Origin of the sequence: Flavobacterium sp. HSC-32F16, from assembly GCF_024171645.1 — a bacterium.
GTDB lineage: Bacteria > Bacteroidota > Bacteroidia > Flavobacteriales > Flavobacteriaceae > Flavobacterium.
The window spans coordinates 139,322-159,914 of the sequence record NZ_JALKAC010000004.1; the positions used below are offsets into that span (position 1 = coordinate 139,322).

Annotated in this window: 17 protein-coding genes and 3 tRNA genes; 9 read left to right on the forward strand and 11 right to left on the reverse strand. The window is 33.5% G+C overall.

Annotation, left to right across the window (positions count from 1 at the left end):
* Positions 1-2: 2 nt before the first annotated feature.
* Positions 3-140, reverse strand: coding sequence for a hypothetical protein (locus tag L1276_RS13930; RefSeq protein ID WP_253788757.1), 138 nt, complete (start codon positions 138-140; stop codon positions 3-5).
* A 142-nt stretch (positions 141-282) separates the two neighbouring features.
* Here L1276_RS13930 and L1276_RS13935 point away from each other — a divergent pair, with 142 nt between their 5' ends.
* On the forward strand, positions 283-1,374 hold the full coding sequence (locus L1276_RS13935; RefSeq protein WP_253788759.1) for an outer membrane beta-barrel protein: 1,092 nt from the start codon (positions 283-285) through the stop codon (positions 1,372-1,374).
* A gap of 403 nt (positions 1,375-1,777) precedes the next feature.
* On the opposite strand, the gene L1276_RS13940 is transcribed toward L1276_RS13935, so the two are convergent.
* The 5 genes from L1276_RS13940 to L1276_RS13960 all read right to left on the reverse strand — a co-directional run bounded on the left by L1276_RS13940 (position 1,778) and on the right by L1276_RS13960 (position 7,370).
* A complete protein-coding gene (locus tag L1276_RS13940; protein WP_253788762.1) occupies positions 1,778-2,683 on the reverse strand; it encodes an N-acetylmuramoyl-L-alanine amidase in 906 nt (301 codons plus the stop codon).
* A gap of 31 nt (positions 2,684-2,714) precedes the next feature.
* Positions 2,715-3,263, reverse strand: coding sequence for a hypothetical protein (locus L1276_RS13945; protein ID WP_253788764.1), 549 nt, complete (start codon positions 3,261-3,263; stop codon positions 2,715-2,717).
* Between the two features lie 41 nt (positions 3,264-3,304).
* A complete protein-coding gene (gene rimO / locus L1276_RS13950; RefSeq protein WP_253788766.1) occupies positions 3,305-4,618 on the reverse strand; it encodes a 30S ribosomal protein S12 methylthiotransferase RimO in 1,314 nt (437 codons plus the stop codon).
* 162 nt (positions 4,619-4,780) lie between these two features.
* Positions 4,781-6,286, reverse strand: a complete 1,506-nt coding sequence (locus L1276_RS13955; protein ID WP_253788768.1) for an OmpP1/FadL family transporter — start codon at positions 6,284-6,286, stop codon at positions 4,781-4,783.
* 49 nt (positions 6,287-6,335) lie between these two features.
* Positions 6,336-7,370, reverse strand: coding sequence for a hypothetical protein (locus L1276_RS13960; RefSeq protein WP_253788770.1), 1,035 nt, complete (start codon positions 7,368-7,370; stop codon positions 6,336-6,338).
* 101 nt (positions 7,371-7,471) lie between these two features.
* Here L1276_RS13960 and proS point away from each other — a divergent pair, with 101 nt between their 5' ends.
* From proS to rpsT, 5 genes are all read left to right on the forward strand, one after another.
* Positions 7,472-8,950, forward strand: coding sequence for a proline--tRNA ligase (gene proS, locus L1276_RS13965; protein ID WP_253788772.1), 1,479 nt, complete (start codon positions 7,472-7,474; stop codon positions 8,948-8,950).
* Positions 8,951-9,030: 80 nt separating this feature from the next.
* A tRNA-Glu gene (locus L1276_RS13970) sits at positions 9,031-9,102 on the forward strand.
* A 41-nt stretch (positions 9,103-9,143) separates the two neighbouring features.
* A tRNA-Glu gene (locus L1276_RS13975) sits at positions 9,144-9,215 on the forward strand.
* Between the two features lie 44 nt (positions 9,216-9,259).
* Positions 9,260-9,331: transfer RNA gene (locus tag L1276_RS13980), tRNA-Glu, on the forward strand.
* Positions 9,332-9,486: 155 nt separating this feature from the next.
* Positions 9,487-9,738: a 30S ribosomal protein S20 gene (rpsT, locus tag L1276_RS13985; RefSeq protein WP_253788774.1), complete on the forward strand. Its 252-nt coding sequence runs from the start codon at positions 9,487-9,489 to the stop codon at positions 9,736-9,738.
* A 176-nt stretch (positions 9,739-9,914) separates the two neighbouring features.
* Here rpsT and L1276_RS13990 read toward each other — a convergent pair whose 3' ends face one another.
* The gene (locus tag L1276_RS13990) at positions 9,915-10,325 is read right to left on the reverse strand and encodes a response regulator (protein WP_253788776.1); all 411 of its coding nucleotides are present in this window, start codon (positions 10,323-10,325) and stop codon (positions 9,915-9,917) included.
* A 4-nt stretch (positions 10,326-10,329) separates the two neighbouring features.
* Positions 10,330-12,039, reverse strand: a complete 1,710-nt coding sequence (locus tag L1276_RS13995) for a PAS domain-containing sensor histidine kinase (RefSeq protein ID WP_253788777.1) — start codon at positions 12,037-12,039, stop codon at positions 10,330-10,332.
* Between the two features lie 168 nt (positions 12,040-12,207).
* Between L1276_RS13995 and typA the strand changes: the two genes are divergently transcribed.
* Positions 12,208-14,004 carry a translational GTPase TypA gene (gene typA, locus L1276_RS14000; RefSeq protein WP_253788779.1) on the forward strand — a complete coding sequence of 599 codons (1,797 nt, stop codon included), beginning with the start codon at positions 12,208-12,210 and terminating at the stop codon, positions 14,002-14,004.
* A 149-nt stretch (positions 14,005-14,153) separates the two neighbouring features.
* Here typA and L1276_RS14005 read toward each other — a convergent pair whose 3' ends face one another.
* From L1276_RS14005 to L1276_RS14015, 3 genes are all read right to left on the reverse strand, one after another.
* Complete coding sequence (locus tag L1276_RS14005) at positions 14,154-16,418, reverse strand: T9SS type B sorting domain-containing protein (protein ID WP_253788780.1); 2,265 nt, start codon at positions 16,416-16,418, stop codon at positions 14,154-14,156.
* A gap of 72 nt (positions 16,419-16,490) precedes the next feature.
* A complete protein-coding gene (locus tag L1276_RS14010; RefSeq protein ID WP_253788783.1) occupies positions 16,491-17,327 on the reverse strand; it encodes an ABC transporter permease in 837 nt (278 codons plus the stop codon).
* A gap of 7 nt (positions 17,328-17,334) precedes the next feature.
* Complete coding sequence (locus L1276_RS14015; protein WP_253788785.1) at positions 17,335-18,243, reverse strand: ABC transporter ATP-binding protein; 909 nt, start codon at positions 18,241-18,243, stop codon at positions 17,335-17,337.
* 107 nt (positions 18,244-18,350) lie between these two features.
* Between L1276_RS14015 and L1276_RS14020 the strand changes: the two genes are divergently transcribed.
* Entirely contained in the window at positions 18,351-19,403 is a 1,053-nt protein-coding gene (locus L1276_RS14020) for a hypothetical protein (protein ID WP_253788787.1), read from the forward strand.
* A 147-nt stretch (positions 19,404-19,550) separates the two neighbouring features.
* Positions 19,551-20,411: a hypothetical protein gene (locus tag L1276_RS14025; protein ID WP_253788789.1), complete on the forward strand. Its 861-nt coding sequence runs from the start codon at positions 19,551-19,553 to the stop codon at positions 20,409-20,411.
* Positions 20,412-20,593 lie beyond the last annotated feature (182 nt).

Consider the following 20,593-nt stretch of genomic DNA (forward strand, 5'->3'; position numbering starts at 1 on the left):
AATTAATAAAAATACGTTGTTGAATTTTCAAAAACAAAACGGTATAAATGCCAAATAACAATTATTGGCAGTTTAATTTTTGTAATCCATAATTCTTCGTTTAAAACGTCAAAAAAGTAGTTTTCAATTATTCTACTCATACAAAAGTTAATAAATTCGCTAATGAAAATGAAGAGGTTTTAGGGGAAGATTCAAGGTTTTAAAAATGACTTATACTATTAAACTAGATATATAAAAGATTAACTAACCAAAATCAATTAATAACTAAAAACCAATTAACACATGAAAAAAGTATTTTACGTTTTAGCTGCCACGTTAACGAGTTCTTTTGCTTTTGCGCAAGAGGATGATACATCAACTCCGCCGGCAACAACCTGGGGAGGGTCTGCAGATGCATACTATAAATATGATTTTTCTAAACAAATGAATGGATTAACGAGCTTTACCAACTCGCAGGATTCATTTGAATTAGGGATGGCTTCGATAGAAGCAAGTCATACTTTTGGGAAAGCCTCTGTTTTTGTAGACTTAGGATTCGGGAAAAGAGCAGGAGAGTTTTCATATAATGAAACAACAGATAAAGATATAAACGCTAAATTTTTAATTAAACAATTATTTTTCACTTACCAGATTACAGATGAATTCAAAGTTGTTGCAGGTAGTTTTGGTACACACATTGGATACGAAGTATTAGACGCGGTAGATAATAAAAACTACAGTATGTCGTATGCTTTTTCTTACGGGCCATTTTTTAATACAGGAGTAAAAGCACAATATACTTCCGGAAAATTCACTGCCATGCTGGGTGTAACAAATCCAACCGATTTTAAATCAGCGATGGATGCCGGATCTAGTCAAAAAACGTATATAGGACAAGTTGGATATATTGGAGAAACAGGAAGCGCTTATTTAAATTTTACATCAGGAAGTACAAATCCTACACCAGGGAGTTTGATTCCAGTTTCAGATGAAAACAAAACTCAATTTGATTTGACTGCTTCAAAAACAATCAGCGATAGTTTCGGATTGGGTTTAAATGCCACTTATGCTAAAACAAAACATGATTTTGACGGTACATTAGATGGAGAATGGTTCTCATTAGTAGGATATGCAAATTATTCATTCAGCCCATCATTATTATTAGCTTACAGAATAGAATATTTTGATGCTAAAGATGCTGCTCCAAGTTTAGGAACCTTAACGGGATCAAGTGTATTCGCTAATACAATTTCATTAAACTATAAAGTAGGGAAGCTTACTATAATTCCTGAGTTAAGATACGATGCTGCTTCTGAAGATATCTTTTTAGATAAAGATGCGGCTCCGACAGGAGGATCATTCTTCGGATTAATTGCTACAACATACTCTTTCTAGAGATAAAGATTGATATTTTTTTTTTTTTTTTGGAGCTGTCGAAACATAGTAATGTTTTGGCAGCTTTTTTATTGGGTTATTATTTTGCAACTCCTGATAACTATTGGCATAAGAGGATTTAAAAGATTTTTTTTGCCACGAATTTTACTAATTTTCAGGAATTAAATTTTGTTTAATTTTGAAAAGAATTACACAACAAACCTTAATAAATTTTCTTGATAGTATTCTGATATTTATTTTTCTCCATAAATAAGTTAGTGAAATTCGTGGTACAAAAAATATCAGTCCAGATAATAATAATCTTTTAAATCCTCTTATGCCGACAGCTGTCAGGAGTGGTTAAAAAAAAACGCATTTCTATAAATTTAGAAATGCGTTTTTTATGTTTTATTAATGGCTGTTCTTACTGAACCTGTTTTTTATAAATCGAATAAATTGTATCGATAGTTTTTCGGTCTAAAGTTGAGGTTGCATCTGTTTGTATATAATGTAATTTAAAAGCCTGAATTGCTGTCGAAAGATTCTTGGTGTTATAACCGATAATTCTCAATGCAGGTTCAATTTTAAAATCAAAAGGGGCTTCTTCTAGAACAGCATCCGGCCAGATTCCGAAACCTTTTTCGGCTAATGTCTTCCATGGAAATAAAGCGCTTGGATCTTGCTTTCTTCCCGGCGCAATATCGGCGTGACCTAAAAAGTTTTGAGTGGGAATATTATAGTCTTTTTTTAACTTGGTCAATAAAGCTACTAAACTGCTTATTTGGGCTTCTGTAAAAGGTTTAAAACCATTATTGTCAAGTTCAATTCCAATAGATGAAGAATTTAAGTCAGTATTCTTTCCCCAAGTTGAATTTCCTGCATGCCAAGCTCTTAAATAATCGTTTAGCATTTGAACTACTTTTCCATTTTCGGAAATAATATAGTGAGAACTAACCTGAGTTCTGGTTTTTGTAAATGTATTGATAGTTTGCTGCAGAGAATCCTGTGCAGTATGATGAATAATTACAAAACTGGGTTTTCTTAGGTTAAAGTTTACAGTACCAATCCATTCTGTACTAATTCCGTTTATTAAAGAAGTAGAACCTGTTTTTGATAAAGTATCTTTTATAATGCCAAGCTGCGACGCATAGGTAGTGTCAATAATAAGCGGACTTACCGATGGTATTGACAGTGCTTCTTTGCTTGTAATTTGATTTTCTAGAGTCTTTAACTGCTGATCATAAGCTTTTTCAGTAGTCTTATAAGGGTTTGTTGAGCAAGAAGTTATGATAATTGCTAAGATCAGATAACAAAAATGTTTTCTTACCATGATAGTTTACATTTTATGAAGTTTTGAACGATTATTCCTGAATTTTTTCAGTTGTTTTTTCTTCTTCTTTATTGTCTTTGTCTTTATCTTTTTTCTTTTTTGATTTAGTTTTTTTAACCTCTTTAAAATTCTCCATAAAATTGGTATACTTTTCTACCTGATCTGGATTTAAAAAAGCCGTTATTTTTTTTGTCATACTTTCTTTTAAAGCTTTCATTTGCTCCATTTTCTGGTCTTGACTACTGCTTTCATTCTTTAAAAGGATTCCTTGTTCTCTCAAACCATCAGCAAAAACATTGGTAATTGCGATAGATTGAAGTTCGTCAAGATTAACAGCTGGTTTCATTTGTTCCACGATTTTAGCTGCAGTTTCCTCTACAGGTATTTCTTTAGGTTTACTGGTGTTGGCTTGTGGTCCAGACATCATGCTTCTGTCCATGCCCATTCCGCCGCTTCTTCCGCCATATCCGCCATAACCATTACCGTAGCCATTGTTGTATCCATTTCCGTATTGAGCAGAAACAGAGTTGAAACAGAATAAGGTAAAAACTAAAATAATTAAGTTTTGTATAGGTTTCATAAAAGTATTTTTCTCTAAGTTAGCAATAGTTTATGGTAAATTTAAGCAGGTTCTCCGTATAAATCAAATTCTGTTGCTTCAATTATCTTGATATTAACAAATTCTCCAGTTTTTACATAATGTTTAGAGGCATCAATTAAAACTTCGTTATCAACATCAGGGCTGTCAAATTCTGTTCTTCCCACAAAATGAGCACCTTCTTTTCTGTCAATAATACATCTAAAAACTTGTCCAACTTTTTCCTGATTCAAATCCCATGAAATCTGCGACTGCAATTCCATAATTTCATTTGCTCTGGCTTGTTTTACATCGTCTGGAACATTATCTTCAAGCAAATAAGCATGAGTATTTTCTTCATGAGAATAAGCAAAACATCCCATTCTGTCAAATTTCATTTCCTGAACAAAATCTTTCAAGATTTCAAAATCTTCCTGTGTTTCACCTGGGTAACCTACAATTAAAGTTGTTCTAATTGCCATTCCCGGAACCGCAGCACGAAAATCCTTCAATAATTGCGTTGTTTTAGCTTGAGTTGTACCACGACGCATCGATTTCAAAATAGAATCTGAAATATGCTGTAATGGAATATCAATATAATTACAAATTTTAGGCTCACGTTTCATTAATTCTAAAACATCCATCGGGAAACCGGTAGGGTAGGCATAATGAAGACGAATCCATTCAATTCCTTCAACTGCAGCTAAAGCTTCTAATAATTCTGCAAGATTTCTCTTTTTATAAAGATCTAAACCGTAATAAGTTAGATCCTGAGCAATTAGTATTAATTCTTTAACGCCATTTTTGGCTAAACCTTGTGCTTCCTTAACTAATTTTTCAATTGGCTGTGAAATATGCGAACCTCTCATTAATGGAATTGCACAGAAACTGCAAGGTCTGTCGCATCCTTCGGCAATTTTTAGATAGGCATAATTTTTAGGAGTTGTGGTTAATCTTTCTCCTAATAATTCATGTTTATAGTCGGCTCCTAAAGCTTTCAATAATTGAGGTAACTCAGTAGTTCCAAAATATTGATCTACATTTGGAATTTCTTTTTCTAAATCAGGTCTGTAACGCTCAGATAAACATCCGGTAACGAAAACTTTATCAACTAAACCTTTGTCTTTTTTATCAGCATATTCCAAAATCATGTTTACTGATTCTGCTTTCGCATTGTCAATAAAGCCACAAGTGTTTATTACAATAATGTTTCCTTCATCCTTTGCAGTGGCTTCGTGAGTAACTTCTTTTCCGTTTGCACGAAGTTGTCCCATAAGCACTTCACTGTCATATACATTTTTTGAACACCCAAGAGTGATTACGTTAATTTTGTTCTTTTTTAAAGACTTGGTTCTCATACTTTTATAAATTGGAGTGCAAAATTACACTTTTTTATTCAAACACCGCTTGTTTCGGTTTCTTTTAGATGTTTTTTATGAAGCTTTCCGGTAGTTTTCGGTCAAAAAAAATCCGCCAAGTATTTACCTGACGGAAATTTCCATTCCTCTATTTATTCTTAATTACAATTCAAATAATAAAGTCAAAGTAACATTGTTTAACTTTGATGTGATGTTTGCGCCATCAGTAAATCCTGTTGCAAAGAAACCTTGATTCGATTTTCTTTCTAAATAAGAGTAAGCTAAATCTAATTTTGTTGATCCAAAGCTGTAGCCTAAACCTCCTGAATAGCTGTTTAAATCTCCAATTGTAGTTCCGTTTCTATAAGGGCTTCCTTCAAAACGATATCCACCGCGTAAACTCAATTGTTTTATTTTATATTCGGCACCAACTCTTAATTCTCCGGTACTGGTAAGTTGATTGCTGATGTCGTTGTTAACTCCTCTAAAACCTAAATCGCTGGTTGGTTTGTATTTAGTATTGCCGTAATCTTTAATAGCGTAATCAACGCTTAATAAACCAGATTTTCCAAATACATAAGCGGCGCTAAAAGTAACTTTTCCCGGAGTTTGTAGAGTATAAGATTCGTATACGTTAACTACATTAGGGTTTATGTTTTCAAAAAGTTCCGGGCCTCCGTTAGCTTGTCTTGTCGAAGTAAGAGTTTGAGATAGTTCATCGTAAAGTTCATACCAGGTATTAGATTCATAAGCCAAACCAAGTCTAAAAGCTTCAGTAACTTTTGCAATAGCTCCTAATTGAAAAGAAAATCCATTTCCGTATGTGTAAAGGTCGTTATTGAATCGCAAGTTAGAAATAGTTGCAGTTGGTTCTAATGCATTATCGTTATCTTCATAAAAACTACTGGATCTTCTGTAATCTGTAACATGTACATTTAAGTTTGCTCCTAAATATATCCTGTCTTTATATGAAGTTGCTATATTGAAGCTTAATTTAGTGTTATATCCTCTGGTATAAATTTCATTTTCCTGATAGTAATTTCCTCCTGCAGGAACATTTGAGGTGTATTGTGTGTTTGAACTGCTGTTTTCATTGACTGGATTGATCACATGACCATAGTACCCAAAATAAGCTTGCTGTTCATCATAAAATTGGTCTCTGTATTGAATACCTGTTATGTCGCCTAAAGGAATTCCGTTAGCATAAGCTAAAAAATAATTAGCAACAGAATTAGTTGGGTTAGTACCTACAGAGACGGTATTGTTGTTGAAATTGTTTGTGCTTTCATAACTTGCCCCAATGGCAATTTTTTTCCAGCTGTTGCTGGGATTTCTGTCATTAAAAACAAAAATAGCTCCTGCTTGATTCAATGTAAAAGAATTGTCTTTGTCGGAAATTTTGGTTCCAAAATAATCAGAGTTATTTTTGATATTTTGATTGCTAAAAGATACTCCAACTTGATTATTGTTGAATATGGCAGATCCGGCTGGATTTACGGTTATAGCAGATATGTCTCCTCCAACTGCTCCAAAAGCACCACTCATGGCTCTGAATCTTGCAGTTCCGGTCAAATTGTCCTGTGCGTATCGTAAGGCGTCAGAGACTTCCTGAGAATGTGAGACGCTCACAGTTAGTCCTGTAATAAATAGGAAGAATATTTTTTTCATTGGGTAAGTTTTTAATGTGTGATATTAGATTGGGAAAAAGGGAAAAATGTTACCTTCTTCCGCCTCCGCCTCCGCCGTATGATCTTCCGCCTCCGCCGCCGCCGCCAGATGATCTCATGCTTCCTCCGCCGCTGTTCGATGAACGTGATGGGCTAGGAGAGTAGCTTCTAGATGAGTTGCTGTTGCTGCTATTGTTGTAGCTTCTGTTAGTTGGTGTACTGCTGCTTGATCTTCTGCTAGAGTCATAAGTGCTGTTTTGACCTTGAGATGAATAGCTTCTTCTGTTAGAGAAATTTGGGCTCGAAGTATTATTATAACTTCTTCCGTTTACAGATGAACTTCTTCTGTAGTCAGAATAGCTGTTTGATCTGTTGGAGTAGTTTCTATTTGTTGTGTAAGTGCTGTTTCTGTTAGAAAAACTGTTTCTGTTTCCAGAATAGCTTCTGTTTGTGTAATTTCTGTTAGAAGCATATGCTCTGTTTGAAGTGTAGTTTCTGTTGCCGTAATAGGCTGCAGATCCTCTTCGGCCGTAGCTGTTTGAGTAGTTTCCATAATAACTGCCTCCCCAATATCCTGGATAACCCCATCCTGGTCCCCAGTATCCTGGGTATCCCCAAGCATATCCCGGGTAACCCCATCCGGCTCCCCAATATGCTCCGCCCCAGTATCCGCCATATCCTCCCCATCCATAATAAGGATATCCCCAACCTAATCCGAATGACCAGTTTGGAGTAGAGTATACGTTTACAGAAACATCTGAATTACTGCTTCCCCATGCAGGATAAGCGGCAGAAGCGGTCTGTGTGCTGTCGCTTTCAGAATAGTTGCTGTAACTGTCTACATCTGTGAAAATTTCTGTAGGCTGATCATCATCTTGTAATGATCTGAAGTAGTCTTTGTATTGATTATTTGCAGCTGCATTGTTGTTTGTTTGAGCATATCTGTTGGTAGAATTACCATAAACCCCATCGCTGTCATAATACGATGTATTTTGGTAAGAACCACATGATGCTAAAAGAAAACTCAGTAATCCAATTAAGTAAAAATGACTCGAGTTTTGGCGGAGAGTAGTATAAGTTTTCATATCTGTGGTGTTTTTTATTGTTGCACATTACAAAAATAGTTAGTTTTGTCAAACTATTTAGTTAAAATTATTAAAACAAAATTTGTGCCAAACTATATAATATGAGTAAGAACCTTACTACGCGATCAGAAGATTATTCTAAATGGTATAATGAGCTGGTTGTCAAAGCAGATTTAGCTGAAAATTCAGGAGTTAGAGGGTGTATGGTAATTAAACCATACGGCTATGCAATTTGGGAAAAAATGCAGGCAGAGTTAGATAGAATGTTTAAGGAAACAGGACATCAAAATGCTTATTTTCCTTTGTTTGTTCCTAAAAGCATGTTTGAAGCCGAAGAGAAGAATGCAGAAGGATTTGCAAAAGAATGCGCTGTTGTAACACATTATAGATTAAAGAATGATCCTGATAAACCTGGAAAATTAATAGTTGATCCTAATGCCAAACTAGAAGAAGAACTTATTGTTCGTCCAACAAGTGAAGCAATTATTTGGTCTACATATAAAGGATGGGTGCAGTCTTATAGAGATTTACCCTTGCTGATCAATCAATGGGCAAACGTAGTTCGCTGGGAAATGCGTACCCGTTTGTTTTTAAGAACTGCCGAATTTTTGTGGCAGGAAGGGCATACGGCTCACGCAACAAAATCAGAAGCGATAGAAGAGTCTGAAAAAATGATGAATGTTTATGCTGATTTTTCAGAAAGTTTTATGGCGATTCCTGTTGTAAAAGGAATTAAAACTGAAACGGAGCGTTTTGCAGGTGCAGATGAAACGTATTGTATTGAAGCCTTAATGCAGGATGGAAAAGCATTGCAGGCTGGAACCTCTCACTTTTTGGGTCAGAACTTTGCAAAAGCTTTTGATGTAAAATTTGCTAACGCAGAAGGTAAACAAGAACACGTTTGGGGAACTTCATGGGGAGTGTCTACTCGTTTGATGGGGGCTTTGATTATGACGCATTCTGATGATCAGGGATTGGTGCTGCCTCCAAACTTGGCTCCAATTCAAGTTGTGATTGTACCTATTCATAAAACAGATGAGCAATTAGCTGAAATTACTACTGCGGTGAATGAATTAACCGCAAAATTGAGAAAACTTAAGATTTCGGTAAAATATGATGACAGAACAACTCAAAAGCCAGGATTCAAGTTTGCGGAATGGGAATTGAAAGGTGTTCCTGTTAGGATTGCTGTTGGTCCAAAAGATTTAGAAAACGGAACTTTTGAGGTTGCAAGACGTGATAATTTAACGAAAGAAGTTGTTGCAAGTGAAAAAATCGTTGAATATATAAATGACTTGTTAGAGCAGATTCAAAAGGATTTATTTGATCGTGCATTAAATTATCGTGATACACATATTACAGAAGTGAATAATTTTGAGGAGTTTAAGCAAGTTTTAGAAGAAAAAGGAGGATTTATTTCAGCTCATTGGGATGGTACTGCAGCAACCGAAGAGAAGATAAAAGATTTGACAAAAGCAACGATTAGATGTATTCCTTTAGGAGCTGTGGAAGAGGCGGGAAGCTGTGTGTTTACAGGGAATCCTTCATCTAAAAGAGTCTTTTTTGCTAAGGCGTATTAAAAAAGTTTAATTTTTTTTGCATCAGCTATTGTGCAACTAAAAAATAGATGTATCTTTGCATCCGCATTAGAGAAATACATGGTCCGTTCGTCTATCGGTTAGGACGCCAGGTTTTCATCCTGGTAAGGGGGGTTCGATTCCCCCACGGACTACTTTTTTTTTCTGCGATTTAAGTTATTTAACTTGATGTAATGGTCCGTTCGTCTATCGGTTAGGACGCCAGGTTTTCATCCTGGTAAGGGGGGTTCGATTCCCCCACGGACTACAATTTCAATTTTGTTTAAAATTGGAGAAAACTTAGAGGATATTGGTCTGTTCGTCTAGGGGTTAGGACTCCAGGCTTTCGTCCTGGTAACAGGGGTTCGATTCCCTTACAGACTACAAAATTAGTTGTAAATAAGTTTTGTAAAATAAAAATTGGTGTCTCGGTTTTTGTTTTATTAGTTAAAACCAAAGTGATTTTTTTATAATTGTGGGAGGTTTTTCTTTTTTAACTAGTATTTATAATAATTATTACATCTAAAATTAAAAAAAAAATGGCAAATCATAAGTCAGCGTTAAAAAGAATCAGAAGTAACGAAAAAAGAAGAGTTCTTAACAGATATCAACATAAAACTACTCGTAATGCTATTAAAGCATTAAGATTAGCTACTGATAAATCTGATGCTACTGCAAAATTATCAACTGTAATTTCTATGATTGATAAATTAGCTAAAAAGAACATTATTCATAATAATAAAGCTTCTAACTTGAAGTCTAAATTAACTAAGCATGTTGCTAAATTGTAATTAATTGCAATTTTTAAATATACAAAAAGTCCTCTTTTAGAGGACTTTTTTTGTTTAGAATAGTATTGAAAACAGCAATGTTTTTAAATCTCATATTTCAATTTTTTAAGGTTAAAAAAAATCCAAATCCAATAAATATATTAGAATTTGGAAATTTAAAATAATTGGAGTTTTATTTAAAAGTCTATTTTCTTTTTTAGATATTCCAGCATTGCCTGAGTAATTGGTTTTGAAAGGAAATCTATTATTATAGGATATTTTTTTGCTTTAGCTAAATCTTCAGGGTCAATTGTAGAAGATAATACGATAACTTTTGCGGTATTAAACTCTGCATAATCGTCAGAGGTGAAATGGTCTAAAAACTCCCATCCGCCCATAACCGGCATATTTAAATCCAGAAAAATTAGTTCAGGCTTTTTGATTACGGTGTTTTTGTTATTGTATTTTAAAGTATTGAAATGGTGTAAAGCCTCTTCGCCATTTTGAGCTGTAATGATTTCATGTGAAAATGAAGATTTTGCGATTACTTTTTTGCATAACAGCAACGTAATAGGATCGTCGTCAATGCATAAAATCTGCTCAAGCATAATATTAATTTTTAAATGTTATGGTAAATGTGGTGCCTTTGTTTACTTCGCTGTCTATAGTAATGGTTCCTCCCATAGTCTCAACCTGAGATTTTACAAGATACAAACCTAATCCTTTACTGTCAGGATAATTATGAAATCTTTGATAAAGACCAAAAATTTTATCCCGATTTCTTTCTAAATCAATCCCAATTCCATTGTCTTTAAAGGTAAGTATAGCTTGATGGTCTATTTGTTCAGCTGTAATTGATATCTTTAGTTTCCTGTTTTCTGATTTGTATTTTATTGAATTGGTAAGCAGATTTAATAAAATGCTTTCAATATAAGCCTTATTTGTATTTAAAAGAGGAACTCTGTCAAATTTAAGTTTAATTATAGGCTTGTGGAGTTCAATTTGAAATGATAACTGACTAAAAACGTTTTCAAAAACTTCTTTTAACGAAACCTCTTCTTTTTGCATTGAAGGGTTATCTTTTATGATGATAACTTTTACTAAGTCATTTATCGTTTCGTTTAATAAATGGGTTGATTTGGTAAAGCCGGCTAAAATTTCTTCAAGCTCTTCATTTTCGATGGGAATGTCTTCGATTAGATTTAAAAGGCCAATTAAGTTTGATAATGGTGCACGCAGGTTGTGCGATGTGATATAAGAAAACTGTTTTAAATCTTTGTTGTTTTGTGTAAGTTCACGAATAAGATGTTCTTTTTCGGTTTCCAGTTTTTTCTCGTCTGTTATATCTCTTTGAATAGAAATCCAGTGTGTAATTACGCCTTCGTTGTTGAAAATTGGAATCATAGCAAAACGAACCCAATATTCTTCTTTCGTTTTAGTATAAGTTATGGTTTCGATAACACATTCTTCTTCATTTTTTATGGCACGTAAAAGCTTTTTTAATTCCTCGGAATCTGATTTTGGGCCTTTGAATATATTAGTCGATTTTCCAATAATTTCGTCTGACTGATAGCCTGACATTTGAGAAAATGCTGGATTTACATAAACAATTCTCGGAATTTTTCGATCAAGCGAATTGGCCTCGGTAATTAAAATGGAATCTTTTGATTGTGTAATTACGGTTTCTAAAAGTTTTAACCGTTGTTCTTCTTCTTTTTGTTTGGTAATATCCTGAATAGCTCCAATCATTCTGATGGCTCTTCCGTTTTCATCTTTTAATAAAAAACCACGGTCTAAAACATATTTATAAGTTCCGTCAGCACATCTAAAGCGATATTGATCCTGCCATTTTTCAGTTTTTTGCTCAATGAAAGAGTATAATTTTATTGACATTCGTATACTGTCTTCAGGATGAATTTTGTCAAACCACCATTTTGAGGTTTTTCCAACTTCCTCCGGATTATAACCAAAAATGCCCTCGATTCCTTTGTTCCAATTTATTCGGTCTTCCTGAATTTTCCAGTCCCAAATCGTATCGCTTGTTGCTTTTGCAACAATATCATATTTTTCGTTAGACTCTTTAATTTCTTCATTTGTTTTTTTTAATTTTTTAAAAACTGAAATATTTTTCTTTTCGTTTCTTGATAGTATATATTTGAAAATAAAGGCTGTAGCTATTATGAAGAAAACATCTTTTAAGAAGAATAAATAGAAGTATTTTGTTTGAAAAAAGTGCTCAGTGATTAAATTATGGCAGACAATTGCCATAATTAGCGATATGATAACGTAAACAAGAGTAATTTGGAGAGTTTTACTTTTCATCACTCAAATATAGTTAAATTAACTATAACTAAACAACAACTAAAGTTCATTTTGACCCCTAAATTAACACTGATTTAAAGAACTAATTACTTGTATATACGCAAACTATCGCAGAAACGTTTTTTTTATCAAAATAAAGTGTACTTTTGCACCCATTAAAAATCACAAATGGAATCTATTAGAAATATTGCAATTATTGCCCACGTCGATCACGGTAAAACCACTTTGGTTGATAAAATTATGTATCACTGTCAATTATTTCGTGACAACGAAAATACAGGTGATTTAATTCTTGATAATAACGATTTAGAGCGTGAGAGAGGTATTACTATTACTTCTAAGAACGTTTCTGTTCAGTACAAAGGAACAAAAATCAACATTATCGATACTCCTGGCCACGCGGATTTTGGAGGTGAAGTAGAACGTGTATTGAACATGGCCGATGGTGTTTGTTTGCTAGTGGATGCTTTTGAAGGCCCAATGCCTCAAACGCGTTTCGTATTACAAAAAGCTATTGATTTAGGTTTAAAACCTTGTGTAGTTATCAATAAAGTTGATAAAGAAAACTGTACTCCTGAAGAAGTTCATGAAAAAGTTTTTGACTTAATGTTTGAATTAGGTGCTGAAGAATGGCAGTTGGATTTTCCAACCGTTTATGGATCTGCTAAAAACAACTGGATGTCTGATGATTGGAAAAACCAAACTGAAAACATTGAGCCGTTATTAGACATGGTTGTTCAAAATGTACCAGCTCCTAAAGTTTCTGAAGGAACACCTCAAATGTTAATTACTTCTTTAGATTTCTCTGCATTTACAGGTCGTATCGCTATTGGTCGTCTTGAAAGAGGAGTTCTTAAAGAAGGTATGCCAATCTCATTAGTAAAAAGAGATGGTACTGTATCTAAATCTCGTATCAAAGAACTTCATACTTTTGAAGGACTTGGCCGTAAAAAAGTACAAGAAGTTATTGCTGGAGATATTTGTGCAATCATTGGAGTTGAAGGTTTTGAAATTGGTGATACTATCGCTGATTTTGAAAATCCGGAAGGTCTAAAAACGATTGATATCGACGAGCCTACTATGAGTATGTTGTTTACAATTAATGACTCTCCTTTCTTTGGTAAAGAGGGTAAATTTGTAACTTCTCGCCATATTAGAGAAAGATTGACAAAAGAATTAGAGAAAAACTTAGCGATGAAGTTAGGTGAAACTGATTCTGCAGATAAATTCATGGTTTTTGGACGTGGAGTACTTCACTTATCTGTTCTTATTGAAACAATGAGAAGAGAAGGATATGAGTTACAAATTGGTCAGCCGCAAGTTATCATCAAAGAAATTGATGGTAAAAAATGTGAGCCAATTGAGGAATTAACAATCGATTTACCAGAAAACCTTTCAGGTAGAGCAGTTGAATTCGTTACTATGCGTAAAGGTGAAATGTTAAGCATGGAAACTAAAGGGGAGCGTATGATTGTAAAATTTAATATTCCATCTCGTGGAATTATTGGATTACGTAACCAATTACTTACTGCAACAGCTGGTGAAGCTATTATGGCACACCGTTTTATTGGATATGAGCCTTACAAAGGAGAAATTGCCGGACGTAACAAAGGTTCATTAATCTCTATGGAAAAAGGAAAAGCTATTCCTTATTCTATCGATAAATTACAAGATCGTGGTAAGTTTTTTGTTGAACCAAATGCCGAAATTTACGAAGGTCAGGTAATTGGAGAAAACTCTCGTGGTGATGATATGTGTGTAAACGTAACAAAAGAGAAAAAACAATCTAACGTACGTTCTTCTGGAAATGATGAAAAAGCGAGAATTATTCCACCAATTATTTTCTCTCTTGAAGAAGCATTAGAATACATTCAAAAAGATGAATATGTAGAGGTAACTCCAAAATCTATTCGTTTGAGAAAAATCTATTTGACAGAAACTGATAGAAAAAGATTTAAAATCTAATTATCCCGAGACTTTGAGATAATTTTCAATATAAAATCCCAAATTCCAATAGGAGTTTGGGATTTTTTTTATGATCTAAATTCAATTTTTTACACAATTTGAGTTTTAAATATGAATTTTAAACTCAAGAGTATTGGGATTTTAAAATCTTATCTTTTTAAGCTAAAATGTCCTTTTACGTTTCTTCCGTCTGCAAAGACCAAAGTAAACCAATAATCGTCAGATGGAAGCTGCTGGCCATTGAACAGCCCGTTCCAACCTGTACTGTTTTGATTCATTTCTTTCAGAAGTTTTCCGTAACGGTCAAAAATATGGATCGTGTAATTAGGAAGTACATTAGAATCTTCGATAACCCATAAGTCATTGTAACCGTCTCCGTTGGGAGTGAAAAATCTAGGATAATCTAAAACATATAACAAAAATGAATTTGATAATCCACATCCGTTTTTATCTCTTGCTATCGCGTAATAAATTCCTGTTGCGATTCCGGTAAATAAAGGATCATTTTGATAAGTTAATCCATCTAAAGAAAATTCATAGTTTCCTGCTCCTGTATATTCAATTAGAACAGAATTATCATTTCCGGAAAAATCTCTAACAACAGCGTTTGTTATAGTTGCCGGTTCAGATAGAATTACTTTAAAAGTTTTAGTTTTTTCACAGCCGTTTGCATCTTTTGCCGTAACTGTATAATCACCAGGAGCAGTAATAACAGTAGAGTTGGTGGTTTCTCCATTACTCCATAAATAACTGCTGAATCCTGTTGCTACAGATAATGTGACGTCACTGTCTCTGCATAAATAAACAGATTCATCCTCAAAATTTGGCGGGTTAAAAGTATTTATAACAAGAGGAACAGGAACAACATCATAACAATCTGGGCCATTTACGACTCTTGCATAAATCGTTTGATTGTAAGCAATTGTGTTTTTGAAAATAACAGGTAATTGATTTGTTTCTGTTAAAGCATCATTAGCTGTTAAATAATAATTTACAGTTAGTCCGCTTGGAAGTCCGGAAGTGATTTGAGGTGTAACTTCTGCATTCAGATCAAATTGATATAATCCGTCCTGAACTTCGTCTCCGTCACACGTGCTTATTGGATCAGGATCTGCAATTGATGTTGCGGCGATTTGTAATGTTACTTCAGCAATTTTAAAACATCCAAACTCATTTTCTAAGCGAGCATATACAATTTGATTATTGGCTGTATTAGTATAGTTATTTGGAGTTGCTATTTTATTAGTTTTAGTTTGTGCATTGGCTAATGTTGTATAATATCCTTCATTAATAATGCTCGCAACATTGTTCTTTACAATATTATTGGCTTTGCTTAAATTGAAAATCGAAATTCCGTCGCTGTTATCATCACATTGCAAAAGAGAAGTATTTGTTGAAAGGATTTCGGGAGCATAATCTATTTTTATCTCACCGGCTAAACTACAGGAAGTTGGTGTTAGAGTTACTTCAACTTTATAATTTCCTGGCTGAGTAACAGTATAGGTTGGTGCAGTTGCAATCTCTACATTGTCTTTATACCACTTATAAGAATATGCAGGAGATAATTTAGGATCCAGTAAATAAGTATCGCCAAAACATAATGGATTGTCGCTAGATGCAGTTCGGTTGGGACCAAAATCAATATTTGAAGCAAAACTGCCAGCTTGTAAAAAAACGGCTGAATCATAATAACGTGTATTAGCATCAGCAACAACTAATTTTATATGATATGTTTTACCTTTAGTTACTGTAGTTTGTGCTGTCATTACAACAGTCTGCCCTGCATAGTTTACTGGGCTAGTGTTTGTATTAAAACCATTAAAATATGTTTCATATGATGCTGGACAGCCAACATATGCATCGCCATTAGGTCTTATCCCCGGAACAATTTGAGGTTTTACATTAAAAGATGAAACAGGGACATTCGTGTTTGGAATTACGGCCAAGTTTTTATAAGGCTCAGTTGTTCCTGCTTCTTTGATTAAAAAAGCAAATCCATCTGAATATTCGCAAGGAAAAACATATTGGTATTCGTTCGACGCAAAAATATAATTGAAGCTTAAATAATCCGTAAGCGGAACAAAGTCAAACTCTAAAACGGTTGCATTTATAGAATTTATACCTAAAATCTGATTTAGATCTGTATCGCCAGCCCAGAATGGACTTCCTCCTCCCATACTGCTTTCATAATATTTGCCAGCATCTGTACTTGTTGAAGTTGTTAAAACAATACCTTCTTCAAAAGGGAAACTGCTGCCATTTCTATTAAAATAGGCAAAACTTTGTTTTCCTGACGTATAAGTATCTCCAAAACCTGTCGAATTCGAAGCAGCAGCACATGAGCTGTTAACTAAAACATTATCAATGAGCTGCTGTGGTGTTTTTGTATCGTCAATAGTAATTTGAGCATTCATTTTTAAAGATGAAATGCAAAAAAACAGGATAATAAAAAAACTTTTTGTCTTGCTCATAGTATAACAAATATACTATAAATCTCGATTTTTTAATAGTTTGTAAGAAAAGTATATAAATATAAATGTCCAGATTAAGACAATAAAAATTGCAAAGTAACTTACACTATAGTCGATGTCTGTATCGATTCCTATTTGTGAACCAATATTTTTTACTACAGATAATCTAGGACCGGGATTAGCAATTAAATTAGACATAGATTCTAAAGGCAGAAACTGTGTAATTTTCTCATCGATATTGCTTTCCGGGAAAACTCTAAAGGCTAAAAAACCTCTAATTATTCCTTCGATTATATTCCAAACTAACAAGAAACCTAATGCAAAAGCAGATCTTTTTACCAAAATTCCAAGAAATAAACAGAAAGAAAAGAATGCGGTTAGTTTTACGAAAAAGGCCAGAAGATAATCTAAATCACTAAAAATGATACCAATTTCAGTGTAAGAAGAAAAAATCAAACCTAAAATCAAACTCATTACAAAAATAAAAACAGTTGATACAAATGAGAATAAAACAACGGTAAGGAATTTTGACAGAATAAATTCTTTTTTACTTAAACCATCAATTAAATTTTGTTTCAATGTTCCGTAGCTGTATTCGTTAGCCATCATAGAAACAATTACAATTGCCAAAAATAATTTCAAAATAGCAGCCACATAAGTATTGAAATGCCATATAAACGGAAAATTAAAAATACCCATTTCTGCCAAATGAAATTTAAAAGGACCAATATCAAATTTAATCGAAGCAATTAAAGCTATAAAAGAAAGCAGTATAAAATAAGTTAAAGTAAGAATACGACTGGCTTTATTCATCCAGATTTTTTGTAATTCTATAGAGATAAGTCTGTTCATGGCCTAGTTAGATTTTTGGATTGGTATTTTTGGTTAATTCTAAAAATTGTGCTTCCAGACTATTTTTACGTTTTACCAAATGACTTAAAACAATATTTTTTGAGAAAAGAAACTGATTCAATTCCGAAGCAGATAAATCGGCTTTTAAATACACTAAAACTTTCCCGTCTTCGTCCTTAATTTGGGCAACAGCCTGATGATCATTTAATGCAGATTTCAGCGTGGCATTATCATTCGAAGAAATCTCAAAAAATCCTTCATTAGCTGACATTCCATCTACAGAACCTGAATATAAAACTTCCCCTTTTCGTAAAACAACAACGTGCGAACATACTTTTTCGACTTCGTCTAATAAATGCGAAGCCAGTAAAATTGTGGTTCCCAGCGAAGCAATTTCTTTAATAATATCTCGAATTTGGTGAATTCCCTGCGGATCTAAACCATTTGTAGGTTCGTCGAGAATTAAAATTTCAGGATCATTTAAAAGTGCCGATGCAATCGCAAGTCGCTGTTTCATACCTAAAGAAAAAGTGCTGAATTTAGAATCTTTTCTTTCGGTTAAACCAACAAGATCGAGTTTTTCTGTAATTTTAGAATAATCAATGTTTTTAATTTTACAAACCAGTTTAAGGTTTTCTTCGGCCGTCATGTACGGGTAAAAGTTTGGACGCTCGATAATTGCACCTACTTTTTTTAAAGCTTCGTGCGTCTGCACAGTTCCGTCAAACCATTTGTAATCGCCGGATGTTTTGTTTACAACATTTAAAACAATTCCAAGAGTTGTTGATTTTCCGCTGCCGTTAGGGCCTAGAATTCCGTAGACATGGCCTTTTTGTATGCTAAAAGACACATTTTTAAGCGCGTGAATACGCCCGTATCTTTTACTGAGATTCTGAATAGTAAGGATGGTTTCCAAATTTATTTCGGTTTTAGTTTTAAGTAAGACGAATCAACTTACATATTGTTACGTCAAATTTATTTTTATAATCTTATTGATGTAAATTTGTAATAAAGATATTCAAAATGAGCGAACCTTTAATGGTGTTAAAGAAACCTTCATATCCTTTAACGCAGCCACTTTTAAGTTATTTAGACAGATTCGAGCGTATTTCGAAAGTATCTGTGTTTTATGATGACTTATTGCGATTTGCAGGTTCCATCAATGTTTATGATAAAAATGAAACCGATACTTTGTGGATTCGCGTTTATTACAGCGAATTTGAAAGAAATGAAATTGATTTGAATCTCAAAAAAATCTATTCTCTTTTACATTCTGACGGAAACAGCGAGATTATTCAGTTTTTAAATGTTGATGCAATTGACTATTGTACTTTTGGAAATTCAAAACCATTTCGAATTAAAGTAAGAAATATTCTAAATGACAATTATGTTCATTTTTATATTAAAAAAGCCGATGCTTCGAGAATCTACGGATTAGAGTTAGAAGATATACTTTCGCCGGATAAAATTAACTTTTTGGTTTACAATGATACATTAATAGAAGAACATATTATAGGGATTCCTGGTGATGTTTTTATGGACACACTCCTTGATAAATGTACCGAAATGGAAAAAGCGCAAATTGCCAAAGAGTTTGTTAAATTTAACGAGCGCTGTATGATTAGGCTTTTGGGCGATATGAGAGCGTATAATTATGTAATTGTCCCAATTCACGATTTTGATCAGGTTGTTTATAAAATCCGCCCTATTGATTTCGATCAGCAGTGTTACGAAGGAAATTTCAAAGTCTATCGTCCGCAGTTTTTCAAGGAAAACTACCCCATGATTAAACTAATTAAAGAGAAATTAGAAGAACGTTCCATTATTCAGTATAAAGACGAAGAAAGAGCGATCTTAGCAAAACGTATCCATTCTGCCGAAACCAGAATCAATAAGTTATTAAATATTATGTGTCACGATACCATTTCGACGCAAGAGCATTTAAATCAGCTAAAAATGGAATTGTACCGTTATACAAATGATATGAAATTTAAAAATGCTAAATCAATGGGACATATCATGCATGCCGCATTTGAATTTATTATACGTAATTTTAAAAATACAAACTTAGTTTAAAGTTAAATCATATAAGTTCATTAAAGCAAAACTTGAGTTTTATTGCATTTGTTATTACTTATAGGATTTAAAAAAAATCAATAAGTGAAGAAGCAAAACTTAAATTTCCTTATATAGCTTATATGGTTTTAAAAAAAAAACAATCTTATGAAAAAGACCTTTTTAGTAGCCGTTTCTATAGTACTATTAGCTTGCCAGCAGCAGTCAAACGATGATTTAAAAACACTTTATTCACTTCCGAAGAAATTAAAAGAAGTTTCGGGAATTACTTATTTTCCTGAAACCAACATACTTTATACTCTTGAAGACAGCGGTAATAAAAATGCTGTTTATGCCCTTAATTCTAAAGGGAAATTAGAAAAAACGATTACAATTTCAAACGCGACAAATGTTGACTGGGAAGATATTACCAAAGATAAAATCGGAAATATTTACATTGGAGATTTCGGAAACAATGATAACGAACGCAGAGATTTATGCATTTATAAAGTAGCCAAGAATCAACTTAATAAAGATGTGGCTTCTGCCGAATATAAAATCTCATTTTCTTATCCGGAACAAACTGAATTTCCTCCAAAGAAAAAAGAGCTGTTTTTTGATGTTGAAGGTTTTTTTGAACATGAAGGATATTTCTACCTTTTTACAAAAAACAGAAGTAAAGGTTTTGATGGAACGGCTTTTATCTATAAAATAAAAAATGCGCAGGGAACCCAAAAAGCAGTAAAAATAGGGGAATTTAAAACCTGTAATAATTACAATCACTGCGTTTTAACCAGCGCCACAATCAGCCCTGATGGAAAAAAAGTCGCTTTATTAAGTCATGATAAAGTTCTTTTATTTAAAGGTTTTAAAGGAGATTTATTCCATAAAGGAACTCAAACGGAATTAAATCTAAACCACTTTTCTCAAAAAGAAGCCATAGTTTTTAAAGACAATAACACACTTTTAATTGCCGACGAAAAAACAAATAAAATAGGAGGAAACGTTTACGAATTTAGATTGAAATAATTTAGGTTCAAAGAGGCAAAGTCTCAGAGGTGCAAAGGTGTTTTTACAAAAAAAATGCCGCGAATTACACCAATTTCCCCGAATTATATTTAATAAAATTAGTGGTAATTGGTGTAATTCGCGACAGAAACCTTTGGGCCTATGCCGCTTTGAACCTAAAAGAAAAACCTTTGAACCTTTGT

Coding starts and splice junctions, on each gene's coding strand:
- L1276_RS13930 (WP_253788757.1), bottom strand. CDS start 140: ATGAGTAGAATAATTGAAAACTACTTTTTTGACGTTTTAAACGAAGAA.
- L1276_RS13935 (WP_253788759.1), top strand. CDS start 283: ATGAAAAAAGTATTTTACGTTTTAGCTGCCACGTTAACGAGTTCTTTT.
- L1276_RS13940 (WP_253788762.1), bottom strand. CDS start 2,683: ATGGTAAGAAAACATTTTTGTTATCTGATCTTAGCAATTATCATAACT.
- L1276_RS13945 (WP_253788764.1), bottom strand. CDS start 3,263: ATGAAACCTATACAAAACTTAATTATTTTAGTTTTTACCTTATTCTGT.
- rimO (WP_253788766.1), bottom strand. CDS start 4,618: ATGAGAACCAAGTCTTTAAAAAAGAACAAAATTAACGTAATCACTCTT.
- L1276_RS13955 (WP_253788768.1), bottom strand. CDS start 6,286: ATGAAAAAAATATTCTTCCTATTTATTACAGGACTAACTGTGAGCGTC.
- L1276_RS13960 (WP_253788770.1), bottom strand. CDS start 7,370: ATGAAAACTTATACTACTCTCCGCCAAAACTCGAGTCATTTTTACTTA.
- proS (WP_253788772.1), top strand. CDS start 7,472: ATGAGTAAGAACCTTACTACGCGATCAGAAGATTATTCTAAATGGTAT.
- rpsT (WP_253788774.1), top strand. CDS start 9,487: ATGGCAAATCATAAGTCAGCGTTAAAAAGAATCAGAAGTAACGAAAAA.
- L1276_RS13990 (WP_253788776.1), bottom strand. CDS start 10,325: ATGCTTGAGCAGATTTTATGCATTGACGACGATCCTATTACGTTGCTG.
- L1276_RS13995 (WP_253788777.1), bottom strand. CDS start 12,039: ATGAAAAGTAAAACTCTCCAAATTACTCTTGTTTACGTTATCATATCG.
- typA (WP_253788779.1), top strand. CDS start 12,208: ATGGAATCTATTAGAAATATTGCAATTATTGCCCACGTCGATCACGGT.
- L1276_RS14005 (WP_253788780.1), bottom strand. CDS start 16,418: ATGAATGCTCAAATTACTATTGACGATACAAAAACACCACAGCAGCTC.
- L1276_RS14010 (WP_253788783.1), bottom strand. CDS start 17,327: ATGAACAGACTTATCTCTATAGAATTACAAAAAATCTGGATGAATAAA.
- L1276_RS14020 (WP_253788787.1), top strand. CDS start 18,351: ATGAGCGAACCTTTAATGGTGTTAAAGAAACCTTCATATCCTTTAACG.
- L1276_RS14025 (WP_253788789.1), top strand. CDS start 19,551: ATGAAAAAGACCTTTTTAGTAGCCGTTTCTATAGTACTATTAGCTTGC.